This is a genomic window from Staphylococcus sp. GDB20D11A (assembly GCF_016893255.1).
GTDB lineage: Bacteria > Bacillota > Bacilli > Staphylococcales > Staphylococcaceae > Staphylococcus > Staphylococcus aureus.
Genome location: NZ_JAFEPJ010000017.1, coordinates 26318 through 39387, shown reverse-complemented (window position 1 = coordinate 39387; position 13070 = coordinate 26318). Strand labels below are relative to the sequence as shown.

The 13070-nt window shown below is 32.5% G+C and carries 12 protein-coding genes and 1 riboswitch; of the genes, 8 read left to right on the top strand and 4 right to left on the bottom strand.

The features are described 5' to 3' along the window. Positions 1-2 precede the first annotated feature (2 nt). The 3 genes from purN to purD are packed head-to-tail and all read left to right on the top strand — an operon-like array spanning position 3 to position 3331. Complete coding sequence (gene purN / locus JV528_RS09625) at positions 3-569, top strand: phosphoribosylglycinamide formyltransferase (RefSeq protein WP_000238666.1); 567 nt, start codon at positions 3-5, stop codon at positions 567-569. A gap of 14 nt (positions 570-583) precedes the next feature. Continuing rightward, entirely contained in the window at positions 584-2062 is a 1479-nt protein-coding gene (gene purH, locus JV528_RS09620) for a bifunctional phosphoribosylaminoimidazolecarboxamide formyltransferase/IMP cyclohydrolase (protein ID WP_000709282.1), read from the top strand. Positions 2063-2083: 21 nt separating this feature from the next. Further along, entirely contained in the window at positions 2084-3331 is a 1248-nt protein-coding gene (purD, locus tag JV528_RS09615; RefSeq protein ID WP_001101918.1) for a phosphoribosylamine--glycine ligase, read from the top strand. Between the two features lie 265 nt (positions 3332-3596). On the opposite strand, the gene JV528_RS09610 is transcribed toward purD, so the two are convergent. The 4 genes from JV528_RS09610 to graF all read right to left on the bottom strand — a co-directional run bounded on the left by JV528_RS09610 (position 3597) and on the right by graF (position 7105). After that, positions 3597-4403: an energy-coupling factor transporter transmembrane component T family protein gene (locus JV528_RS09610; protein WP_000273260.1), complete on the bottom strand. Its 807-nt coding sequence runs from the start codon at positions 4401-4403 to the stop codon at positions 3597-3599. Next, positions 4396-5796: an ABC transporter ATP-binding protein gene (locus tag JV528_RS09605; RefSeq protein WP_204254827.1), complete on the bottom strand. Its 1401-nt coding sequence runs from the start codon at positions 5794-5796 to the stop codon at positions 4396-4398. The genes JV528_RS09610 and JV528_RS09605 overlap by 8 nt, the downstream gene beginning before the upstream one ends. Before the next feature lie 15 nt (positions 5797-5811). Then, entirely contained in the window at positions 5812-6387 is a 576-nt protein-coding gene (locus JV528_RS09600; protein ID WP_204177225.1) for an ECF transporter S component, read from the bottom strand. Positions 6388-6463: 76 nt separating this feature from the next. After that, positions 6464-6564, bottom strand: a riboswitch (TPP riboswitch). 406 nt (positions 6565-6970) lie between these two features. After that, entirely contained in the window at positions 6971-7105 is a 135-nt protein-coding gene (graF, locus tag JV528_RS09595) for a glycopeptide resistance-associated protein GraF (protein WP_000064214.1), read from the bottom strand. 151 nt (positions 7106-7256) lie between these two features. Between graF and auxA the strand changes: the two genes are divergently transcribed. The 5 genes from auxA (at position 7257) to ptsP (ending at position 12885) form a co-directional block, all read left to right on the top strand. Then, positions 7257-8552 (top strand): lipoteichoic acid stability factor AuxA, encoded by a 1296-nt coding sequence (auxA, locus tag JV528_RS09590; protein WP_000009069.1) that lies wholly within the window; start codon positions 7257-7259, stop codon positions 8550-8552. Positions 8553-8975: 423 nt separating this feature from the next. After that, positions 8976-10148, top strand: coding sequence for a class I SAM-dependent rRNA methyltransferase (locus JV528_RS09585; RefSeq protein WP_000685063.1), 1173 nt, complete (start codon positions 8976-8978; stop codon positions 10146-10148). Positions 10149-10201: 53 nt separating this feature from the next. Next, entirely contained in the window at positions 10202-10744 is a 543-nt protein-coding gene (locus JV528_RS09580) for a hypothetical protein (protein WP_000505962.1), read from the top strand. A 153-nt stretch (positions 10745-10897) separates the two neighbouring features. Next, complete coding sequence (locus tag JV528_RS09575; RefSeq protein WP_000437472.1) at positions 10898-11164, top strand: phosphocarrier protein HPr; 267 nt, start codon at positions 10898-10900, stop codon at positions 11162-11164. A 2-nt stretch (positions 11165-11166) separates the two neighbouring features. Continuing rightward, on the top strand, positions 11167-12885 hold the full coding sequence (gene ptsP / locus JV528_RS09570) for a phosphoenolpyruvate--protein phosphotransferase (protein ID WP_000040057.1): 1719 nt from the start codon (positions 11167-11169) through the stop codon (positions 12883-12885). Positions 12886-13070: the final 185 nt, after the last annotated feature.

Below are 13070 nucleotides of genomic sequence, written 5' to 3'. Positions count from 1 at the left end.
CAATGGTTAAAATTGCGATTTTTGCATCAGGTTCAGGAAGTAACTTTGAAAATATAGTTGAGCATGTTGAATCAGGAAAACTTGAAAATATTGAAGTTACGGCGCTATATACGGATCATCAAAATGCGTTTTGTATAGATAGAGCAAAAAAGCACGATATTCCTGTTTATATTAATGAACCAAAACAATTTGATTCAAAAGCAGCGTATGAACAACATTTAGTAACATTATTAAATGAAGATAAGGTAGAGTGGATTATTTTAGCTGGCTACATGCGTCTAATTGGTCCAGACTTATTAGCTTCATTTGAAGGTAAAATATTGAATATACATCCATCTCTATTGCCGAAATATAAGGGGATTGACGCAATAGGCCAAGCATATCATAGTGGCGATACTATTACTGGTTCGACAGTACATTATGTTGATAGTGGTATGGATACGGGAGAAATTATTGAACAGAGACAATGTGATATTAGACCGGACGATTCAAAAGAACAATTAGAAGAGAAAGTAAAAAAATTGGAATATGAGTTATATCCAAGTGTCATTGCTAAAATTGTAAAATAAGGAGTATGTATGTGATGAAGAAAGCTATTTTGAGCGTATCAAATAAAACAGGTATTGTAGAGTTTGCTAAAGCGTTAACGCAATTAAATTATGAATTATATTCAACAGGTGGTACTAAACGTATATTAGATGAAGCAAATGTACCAGTTCGTTCTGTTTCAGACTTAACACATTTTCCAGAAATAATGGATGGCCGTGTTAAAACATTACATCCGGCTGTTCATGGTGGCATTTTAGCTGATCGAAATAAACCGCAGCATTTAAATGAATTATCAGAACAACATATAGATTTAATTGATATGGTAGTAGTTAATTTATATCCATTCCAACAAACTGTTGCAAACCCTGATGTGACGATGGACGAAGCAATTGAAAATATTGATATTGGTGGTCCAACAATGTTACGTGCTGCAGCTAAAAACTATAAACATGTAACAACAATTGTACATCCTGCAGATTATCAAGAAGTATTGACGCGATTAAGAAACGATTCGTTAGATGAGTCATATAGACAATCATTAATGATCAAAGTTTTTGAGCATACTGCAGAATATGATGAAGCGATTGTACGTTTCTTTAAAGGGGATAAAGAAACTTTAAGATATGGAGAAAATCCGCAACAATCAGCGTATTTTGTGAGAACTTCGAATGCTAAGCACACGATTGCAGGCGCTAAACAATTACATGGGAAACAATTAAGCTATAACAATATTAAAGATGCAGATGCTACACTAGCTTTAGTTAAAAAGTTTGATACACCTGCTGCAGTTGCGGTTAAACACATGAATCCATGTGGTGTTGGTATCGGTGACACGATAGAACAAGCATTTCAACATGCGTATGAAGCGGATAGTCAATCAATATTTGGTGGAATTGTTGCATTAAACCGAGCTGTAACACCTGAGTTAGCAGAGCAATTGCATAGTATCTTTTTGGAAGTCATTATTGCACCAAAATTTACAGATGAAGCATTAGATATTTTAAAACAAAAGAAGAATGTAAGATTATTAGAAATTGATATGACTATAGACAGTAACGAAGAAGAGTTTGTTTCAGTATCTGGCGGATATTTAGTTCAAGATAAAGACAATTATGTCGTGCCAAAAGAAGAAATGAAAGTTGTTACAGAAGTAGCACCTACGGATGAACAATGGGAAGCAATGTTATTAGGATGGAAAGTTGTACCATCAGTAAAAAGTAATGCAATTATTTTAAGTAATAATAAACAAACTGTAGGTATAGGTGCTGGACAAATGAATCGTGTCGGTGCTGCTAAAATTGCGTTAGAGAGAGCTATTGAAATCAATGATCATGTAGCGTTAGTATCTGATGGATTTTTCCCTATGGGAGATACAGTTGAACTTGCAGCACAACATGGTATAAAAGCAATTATCCAACCGGGTGGTTCGATTAAAGATCAAGATTCAATTGATATGGCTAATAAACATGGTATTGCAATGGTAGTCACAGGCACTCGACATTTTAAACACTAATTTTAAAGGGGCGTAACATAAATGAATGTATTAGTAATTGGTGCTGGTGGACGAGAACATGCACTTGCATATAAACTTAATCAATCGAATCTAGTTAAACAAGTGTTTGTCATTCCAGGTAATGAGGCAATGACACCTATAGCTGAAGTACACACTGAAATTTCAGAATCTGATCATCAAGGGATACTAGATTTTGCTAAACAGCAAAATGTTGATTGGGTAGTTATAGGTCCAGAACAACCGCTAATTGATGGATTAGCAGACATTTTACGAGCGAATGGTTTCAAAGTGTTTGGTCCAAATAAGCAAGCAGCTCAAATCGAAGGCTCAAAATTATTTGCTAAAAAGATAATGGAAAAATATAATATTCCAACTGCGGATTATAAAGAAGTTGAGCGAAAAAAGGATGCTTTAACATATATTGAAAACTGTGAATTGCCCGTTGTTGTCAAGAAAGATGGGTTAGCTGCTGGGAAAGGCGTTATTATTGCAGATACTATTGAAGCAGCCAGAAGTGCTATTGAGATTATGTATGGTGATGAAGAAGAAGGTACTGTTGTATTTGAAACGTTTTTAGAAGGTGAAGAGTTCTCGCTAATGACATTTGTTAATGGTGATTTAGCAGTTCCTTTCGACTGTATTGCACAAGATCATAAACGCGCATTTGATCATGATGAAGGACCAAATACTGGTGGTATGGGGGCTTATTGTCCAGTACCACATATTAGTGACGATGTTTTAAAACTTACAAATGAAACGATTGCACAACCCATTGCAAAGGCAATGCTTAATGAAGGTTATCAATTCTTCGGAGTATTATACATTGGTGCTATTTTAACTAAAGATGGTCCAAAAGTAATTGAATTTAATGCCCGTTTTGGTGATCCTGAAGCTCAAGTATTATTAAGTCGCATGGAAAGTGATTTAATGCAGCATATTATTGATTTAGATGAAGGAAAACGTACTGAATTCAAATGGAAAAATGAATCTATTGTAGGGGTCATGTTGGCATCAAAAGGATATCCTGATGCATATGAAAAAGGGCATAAAGTAAGTGGCTTTGATTTAAATGAAAACTATTTTGTTAGTGGATTAAAGAAGCAAGGTGATACCTTTGTTACTTCAGGTGGTAGAGTTATACTTGCCATCGGAAAAGGTGACAATGTACATGATGCACAGCGAGACGCATACGAAAAAGTATCTCAAATACAAAGTGACCATTTATTCTATCGTCATGACATTGCGAATAAAGCACTACAACTTAAATAAGTATATTTAAAAATACTAAGGTTAGCTATGAACGAATCTATAACAATAGATTTTTTCATAGCTTTTTTAGTTGTAGAGTCTAGGACATTGATTTCTGTACCAAATTTGTGATTATGTATATGTAATACAAAAGAGGCGCCACAACATGTTTGGATGAACAAAATAACATGTTTGTGGCACCTCTTTTGTTTAGTATGGAATAAATGGTTTTCTTTTTCTATACAATGAATTTCTAATTTAGTATCTATACAATTATGGATAAAATTTAACCTACACGACCAAGACGAACATCATCTATGCCCGTGATGGGTAAGGTGATTGAACAATAATATGCCAAAGTAATAATGGCAATTAAAACTATAATAAAGATTACATCTTTATATGAGAAAGGTACGTTGTAATAGTAAGTACGAGGACCATCTCTAAATCCTTTCGACTCCATCGCAACTGATAATTGATGAGCCTTTCTAATGTTTTGGCTTAATAGAGGTATGATTAAATGCTTAAATCGCTTTAATCCTCTATAATTTGCTACGTCTATCATCTGATAGCGCATTTTTAAAGATCTGCGAAGCTGTATTAAAGAACTAATCATTAAAGGTATCATACGAATGGCAGCCATGAATGCATAAGCAACTTTTGATTTAACCTTTAAATGTTGCATTAAACTATAAAAAATCATGACAACCTGAGATGTGAGTGCGATTAAGATACCGAAAAATGAAATAGCAATAGTTCTTAATGATACATGTAAACCACGAACTAAACTTTCTGTTGTAATATGGATAAATCCGAATTTCAAAATTGTATGGCTACCATTCCCGTATAAAATCATGAACAGGGAAGAGAGTAATGCAAAGCCAATACTTATAGTTATAAAAATTGCTGTAATTTTAAACTGAGTACCATTAAACATCAATAAGAAAACTAACATTAAGATAGTGATATAAAGCATAAAATCGAAATTATGCACAAATATAATAAAGAAAAATAGTATAATTCCAAGAAATAGTTTCGTTATAATGTTGACATCATCAACAAATGATTGCCGAACTTTCCATTGCTCATACATTCGTATCACCATCACAATCTAGTAACGCACCATCTGAAATTTTAAGTCTTCTTGATGGATAACGTTCAATTATTTCATCGTCATGTGTAACCATGACAATACTTTGTCCCAAATTAATTCGTTTTTGGAAAAGTTTGATCAACTGGAATGTATTATGGCTATCAAGTCCAAATGTCGGTTCATCTAAAAAGATGATATCAGCTTTAGAACTTAGTGCGGTAGCTACGCTAAGGCGTCGTTTTTGACCAATAGACAACTCATAAGGATGTTGATCTTTTACATTTTCTAAATCTAAAAGTTTTAAAAGTTGTATCGTTTCATCATCACTTTGATCTTTAGAAAGGTGATTAAAATGAATGTTAATTTCATCATAAACCGAATTTGTTATAAATTGTAACTCTGGGTTTTGATAAACTAAATACATGTGTTTTGCTGCATGTTTAATTTTTGTTAAACGCTGATTTTCAAAATAAACATCACCTTGATATTTAATCAATTGCATAATTGATTCAAGCAAGGTTGTTTTACCACTACCATTTGCCCCTGTAATTGTAATCCACTCACCTAGACCAATTTCTAAATCTGAGAATGAGAGCAATGTTGATTTACCGCGAATAATACGTCCATTTTTAAATTGTAATAAGTGTGAGTTTGTTGTTGGAAAGTCAACACGACTTGGAGCGAATTCCCATGCACGTGGATGCCACACACCATATTCACTGAATAAATGAACATACTTCTGTAATATGATTTCAGGACATTCATCGGCAATGATATTTCCGTTATAATCCATCAAAATGACGCGGTCGACATGATTCCAGATGTGTTTAACTTTATGTTCAACGATTACAACAGTTTGATCTTCCCAAAGTTCAATTAGTTTAGTCCATAAATCTTCTGTTGCTTGAACATCTAACATTGCTGTCGGTTCATCTAAAAACAATGTTTTTGATTGTTGAAGAATGGTTTCAACAATTGCCAATTTCTGTTTCATACCGCCACTTAAATCTTTGATATACGTTTCAGGGGTAACATTTAAATTGACCATATTTAAAGCATTGATAATTAACGCATCCATGTCTTCACGTGGTACTTGTCTATTTTCTAAAACGAATGCAAGTTCTTCGTATACTTTTGGCATACAAAACTGGCTATCAGGGTCTTGGAAAATAACACCACTTAATGGGTCAACGATTAGTTCATCATATTTCATAGGTAATTCAATTAAATTAGGAACAATACCACTTAATACATTCAGAAGTGTACTTTTACCGCAACCAGAAGGACCGAGTAAAAGTACTTTTTCTTTGTCTTGAATATTGATATTTAAATGATCGAAAATTTTACGCTGACCATTTGGATATTTTAATCGTAAATCACTTACTTTTAACACTCTGAATGGCTCCTCTTATAAGTTGTCGTAATCTTCTTTAGCAGCTGGTCTAAATAATTTTGTTACACCTGTCTTATCTAAAGCTTTTACTAAAAGGTAAGACAGGACGCCGGCGACTACTGCACCACTAATTAATCTAAATACTATGAATAATGTTAAGTTCCAACCTGCAACTTCATTTAAATAACCATAGAAATAATCTATCGGGAAAGCCGCGATTGCTGTACAAAAACCTGCTAACATAGCTACCATAACTGAACGAGATTGATATTTAAAAATTGCAAAGATAAGTTCACACGCTAAACCTTGTATAAAAGCGTAAACAATTGTCGGAATATCGAAACGACCCATAATGATAGTTTCGCCGGCACCTGCAGCAAATTCAGCCAGTAAAGCAATACCTGGTTTTGGAATAATTAGATAGCAGACAATCGCTGCCATGAACCAAACCCCGTTTGTTAATTGTTCGAGGTGAAGGCCTGTAGCTTGCACACCATTGTAAACAAACCACCATAAATTGTAAATAACTGCGAATACTACTGAAATAAGTACGGTTACTAGTATTTCAGATAGCTTTAAACCTTTTGACATTTTTACATCCTCCTAATAAAAAAACGCACAACCATCCATAGGAAAGTTATGCGTTCACAATATATATTAGTAAAACATATGTATAGTAACACTTTCCTACGCTAGTTCAAGCTAGATCAGGTTCAAAGGGTTTGAGGGCAAGCCTCATCTCAGTATAAAACACCCCTAGTGTGTGCGATTTATTTAATTAATTATACTGTAAGACGTTTGTAAACTTATGTCAATAGGTTGTCTTCATGAAATTTCGTTTAATTCGATTTAAAATTTATAATATTAGCATTGGATTTAAATTGAAGATGTAGTAGGAATGTTAGTAATTAAAGATATAAAAATATGTGACATGTAATAATATTGAGCTGATAAATGAAGAGGGGTACTTATCAATCATACCTTTTTAACAACAGTGAAGAATCCGTGCATAATGGCTTATAAATTATAGTTTGTAAGGTAAAAGAGGGATACTTGCGCCGAGCACAAGCATAAAAGCCCCTAACAACTAAAAGTTGTAAGGTAAAAGAGGGATACTTGCGCTGAGCGCATGCATAAAAGCCCCTAACAACTAAAGGTTGTAAGGGGCTCTAAATTAATTTAGTGTATCTTGGATATCTTGTTTTGTTTGATTAATATCTTCTGTTTTTTCTTCTTTTTTATCTTTTAATTTTTCTTCAACTTCTTTAGCTTTTTCTGCTGCTTTTTTATTTTGATTTTCATTTGACATGATTAATTCCTCCCAAATTGGATAATTATTTATATATAAATCTTACCCGGTTGTACTTTCGTTAAACTTTTCTAAGTCTATAGCACTATTTATTCATTTATCTAAAGACAACAACATTAGATTAATATATAATGATTTTGAGGTGAACATAATGTCTTTTCTTAGGAAACACGCCGAAATTATTTTTAGCTATTTAATCGGTATCGTTTCACTCTTCACTGGTCTCATTATTTTAATTAACTTGCCATTAATTAAACAATTAAATGGTGGTAAAAAAGTTGATACACATGTTCATAATGTGTGGGAATTTCTGAATGCATTTTTCAGTGAAATTATTAAAGTAATGAGTCGATTTATAGGTAATTTCCCTATAGTTAGTGCAATTGTGATAATTATATTCGGTATTTTAGTTATGTTGATTGGTCATACATTACTTAGAACTATTAAGTATGACTATGATATTTCTATCTTTTTCTTAGTTATCGGTATCATGTACTTTATTATTACTCTTATATTAATGACACAAGTTTATGGATTCTTTGCAGTGATTTTCATTATTCCATTTACAATTCATATAGGATATATCGTCTATAAAGATGAATTGAATCAGGAAAATGTAAAAAATCATTTCATGTGGATAATTGTGAGTTATGGTATAAGTTACTTAATTACACAAATTGCATTGTATGGCAGAATTGATGCTAATGAAATAGAGTCAATTGATATCTTAAGTGTCAATGCTTTCTTTATAATTATGTGGTTACTTGGTCAAATGGCTATTTGGAATTTCTTGTTCTTGCGCCGAGCTTTACCTTTAACAAAGCAAGAATTAGGTGAAGAGGAGCCAGAATTATCAAGAACAAGTAAAGGGAATGTCACGAATCAAACTAAAATTCACTTGAAACAACTCCAAGATAAGACTACAGAATATGCACGTAAGACAAGAAGAAGTGTCGATTTAGATAAAATTAGAGCTAAAAGAGATAAATTCAAAAAGAAAGTTAATGATATTATCGATATTCAAGAAGACGATATTCCTGATTGGATGAGAAAACCGAAATGGGTTAAACCAATGTATGTCGAACTATTTTGTGGTGTCGTCATCTTTTTATTCACATTTTTAGAATTTAATAATCGTAATGCATTATTTGTATCTGGTGATTGGAAATTATCACAGACACAATATGTTATTGAATGGGTTACATTACTAATTCTGCTATTCATTATTATCGCATATATCGCTACAACGTTAACTTTCCACTTGAAAGGTAAGTTTTATTATTTACAACTATTTATGGGGAGCATTTTATTCTTTAAATTGTTAACGGAATTTATAAATATAATGATTCATGGACTACTACTTTCAGTGTTCATTACGCCAACATTACTATTAATGTTATTGGCAATCATCATTTCTTATTCGTTACAATTACGAGAGCGACCATAATTAAAAGCATTATAAAAGTACTATCTATTAAACATTTTGATGTGTACGCTATAAGTTAGATTTATCTCTAACTTATTTAGATACAGGTCAATGAAGTTTATGGATAGTACTTTTTTGTAACTAGATTTGATTGATTCAGGTGATGTGAATTAAGTATTGAAAATTGTATACAAAGTTTTAGTGCAAATAAAATAGTTGAAAAGTTATCCATTTGTAAAATCAAGAAAACTAGTAAATAGTTGAAGCGACATATGGAATTGGCGAAACGATATATAGTATTTCCTTTGTAGAAATTTAACATATATCATTCGAATTACTAATTTGTTAAAATCAACAGTAAGATTAGAAGTAGATGATATTGAAATTTGGCAAACAATTTAATCTATATAAAACTACAACGATACACAGAAAGGAAGTTGTCAGATGAAAATAGCAACTCTGAACAAAGGCAAAGAAACAAAATATTTTAATGGATATCCTTTAATTGAAGAAGAGGATATCTATTCACAAGATCATTTAAAAGAAGGAGATATTTTTCAAATTGTGACTGATAAATCACAATATGTTGCAACGGCTTATGTTGGTCGCCAACATAAAGGATTAGGTTGGGTTCTAACATACGATAAAGCTCAAGAAATCAACACAGCTTTCTTTGTGAAATTGTTTAATACTGCATTAGCAGAACGTGATTATTATTTTAATATAGATGGAACAAATGCTTTTAGATTATTTAATGCTGAAGGTGATGGTGTTGGGGGATTAACGATCGACAATTACGATGGCCATTTGTTGATTCAATGGTACTCAAAAGGTATTTATAAATTTAAATATGCCATTCTTGAAGCGGTTAGAAAAGTATTTGATTATAAATCTATTTACGAAAAAGTAAGATTTAAAGACAGCGAATATAGTGGTGGTTTTGTTGAAGGCGATGCACCTGAGTTTCCAATTGTTATCGAAGAAAACTTCACATTTTATAACGTAGACCTTGAAGATGGTTTGATGACAGGTATCTTTTTAGATCAAAAAGAAGTGCGCAAGAAATTAAGGGATCAATATGCCAAAGAACGCCATGTTTTAAACTTATTTAGTTATACAGGTGCTTTTTCTGTAATAGCAGCAAGTGAGGCATCTTCAACAACAAGTGTAGATTTGGCTAATCGTTCTCGTAGTTTAACTGAAGAAAATTTTGGATTAAATGCTATTGATCCTAAATCTCAATATATTTATGTCATGGACACTTTTGATTTCTATAAATATGCTGCACGTCATGGACATAGTTATGACACGATCGTGATTGATCCACCTAGCTTTGCACGCAACAAAAAACGTACATTTTCAGTGCAAAAAGATTATGACAAATTAATTAATGGCGCCTTAAATATCTTATCATCTGAAGGAACATTATTATTATGTACAAACGCAAGTGTATATCCATTAAAGCAATTTAAAAATACTATTAAAAAGACACTTGAAGAGAGTGGCGTTGATTATGAATTAACTGAAGTTATGGGATTACCAAAAGATTTTAAAACACATCCACATTATAAGCCATCTAAATATTTAAAAGCTGTTTTTGTAAATATTAGACATTAATTTGATAAAAAGGGGTATAGTAACTTATTGAGAAAAAGAAGGGTGATAATATTATGGGATTCAAAAATAATTTAACGTCAAATTTAACTAATAAAATTGGTAATTCAGTTTTTAAAATAGAAAACATTAATGAAAAGGGGGCAATGCCTACGACAATTAAAGAATTAAATGAAAGACGACAACGTGCTGAAGCAATTGTAAAGAGGAAGTCTTTAATGTCATCAACAATGAGCGTTGTTCCAATTCCTGGATTAGACTTTGGTGTCGATTTAAAATTAATGAAAGATATTATCGAAGATGTTAATAAAATTTATGGCTTAGATCATAAGCAAGTTAATAGCCTTGGAGATGATGTGAAAGAAAGAGTTATGTCTGCAGCAGCAATTCAAGGTAGTCAATTTATTGGTAAAAGAATTTCAAGTGCATTTTTAAAAATAGTTATTAGAGATGTAGCTAAACGTACTGCTGCAAAACAAACGAAATGGTTCCCGGTAGTAGGACAAGCTGTATCTGCATCAATTAGTTATTATTTTATGAATAAAATTGGAAAAGATCACATTCAAAAATGCGAAAATGTTATTAAAAATGTCATGTAGGTGCTATAATAGTTTTGCAATTTGCAAATTTTACTGAAACCGGTTTTAAACGAATTGAATTTAAAGCATGGTTTTGGTAAAGTTAATGTATAAAACTAAGTTAGTATTGTAATAATATTGAAGATTCTAACTATACGAAGGAGAAATGTAATTATGGAACAAAATTCATATGTAATCATCGACGAGACTGGTATTCACGCTAGACCAGCAACAATGTTAGTACAAACAGCTTCAAAATTCGATTCTGATATTCAATTAGAATATAACGGTAAGAAAGTTAACTTAAAATCAATCATGGGTGTTATGAGCCTTGGTGTTGGTAAAGATGCTGAAATTACAATTTATGCTGACGGTAGTGATGAATCTGACGCCATTCAAGCAATCAGTGACGTCTTATCAAAAGAAGGATTGACTAAATAATCATGTCTAAATTAATTAAAGGTATTGCCGCATCTGATGGTGTCGCAATTGCTAAAGCTTATTTATTAGTTGAGCCAGACTTAACATTCGACAAAAATGAAAAAGTCACTGATGTTGAAGGAGAAGTTGCAAAGTTCAATAGCGCTATCGAAGCTTCTAAAGTTGAGTTAACTAAAATTAGAAATAATGCAGAGGTTCAACTAGGTGCTGATAAAGCTGCTATCTTTGATGCACATTTATTAGTTTTAGATGACCCTGAATTAATTCAACCAATCCAAGATAAGATTAAAAATGAAAACGCTAATGCTGCTACAGCATTAACGGATGTAACAACACAATTTGTTACAATTTTTGAATCTATGGATAACGAATACATGAAAGAACGTGCGGCTGATATTCGCGACGTTTCTAAACGTGTGTTATCACATATTTTAGGTGTAGAATTACCGAATCCGAGTATGATCGATGAAAGCGTTGTTATTGTAGGGAATGACTTAACGCCATCTGATACTGCTCAATTAAATAAAGAATTCGTACAAGGTTTTGCTACAAACATTGGCGGAAGAACAAGTCACTCTGCGATTATGAGTCGTTCTTTAGAAATTCCAGCAATTGTTGGTACAAAATCAATTACTCAAGAAGTTAAACAAGGCGACATGATTATCGTAGATGGATTAAATGGTGATGTAATCGTTAATCCAACTGAAGATGAGTTAATCGCTTATCAAGATAAACGTGAGCGTTATTTTGCTGACAAGAAAGAATTACAAAAACTACGTGATGCTGATACTGTTACAGTTGATGGTGTTCACGCAGAGCTTGCTGCAAATATTGGTACACCTAATGATTTGCCAGGTGTTATTGAAAATGGTGCACAAGGTATCGGCTTATATAGAACTGAGTTTTTATATATGGGTCGTGACCAAATGCCTACAGAAGAAGAGCAATTTGAAGCTTATAAAGAAGTATTAGAAGCAATGAACGGTAAACGTGTTGTTGTACGTACTTTAGATATAGGTGGAGATAAAGAATTATCATACTTAAACTTGCCTGAAGAAATGAATCCATTCTTAGGTTATCGTGCGATTCGCTTATGCCTTGCGCAACAAGATATTTTCAGACCACAACTACGTGCATTATTACGTGCATCGGTTTATGGTAAGTTAAATATCATGTTCCCAATGGTTGCAACAATTAACGAATTTAGAGAAGCTAAAGCTATATTATTAGAAGAAAAAGAAAACCTTAAAAATGAAGGTCATGACATTTCAGATGATATAGAATTAGGAATCATGGTAGAGATACCTGCAACAGCAGCATTAGCTGATGTCTTTGCTAAAGAAGTAGATTTCTTCAGTATCGGTACAAATGATTTAATTCAATACACATTAGCTGCTGACCGTATGTCAGAGCGTGTATCATATCTATACCAACCATATAACCCTTCAATCTTACGTTTAGTTAAACAAGTTATTGAAGCGTCACATAAAGAAGGTAAATGGACAGGTATGTGTGGTGAAATGGCTGGAGATGAAACAGCTATTCCATTATTACTTGGTTTAGGTTTAGATGAGTTCTCTATGAGTGCAACGTCTATTCTGAAAGCAAGAAGACAAATTAATGGTTTAAGTAAAAATGAAATGACTGAACTTGCTAACCGTGCAGTCGACTGTGCAACGCAAGAAGAAGTTATTGAATTAGTTAACAACTACGTAAAATAATTAATTCTTTCGAAAGACAGAATTATAAATAAACCCGAAGTATTCATTGTGAGTAATTATGAATACTTCGGGTTCTTTTTTATGATTTATGTTAATTTCAAGGAATGTTGTTGCTAACTAATTAAACAACTAGGTGTCATTGGCAAAATGTTGTTCTTTAATTAATGTTAATTAATTTAAAAATC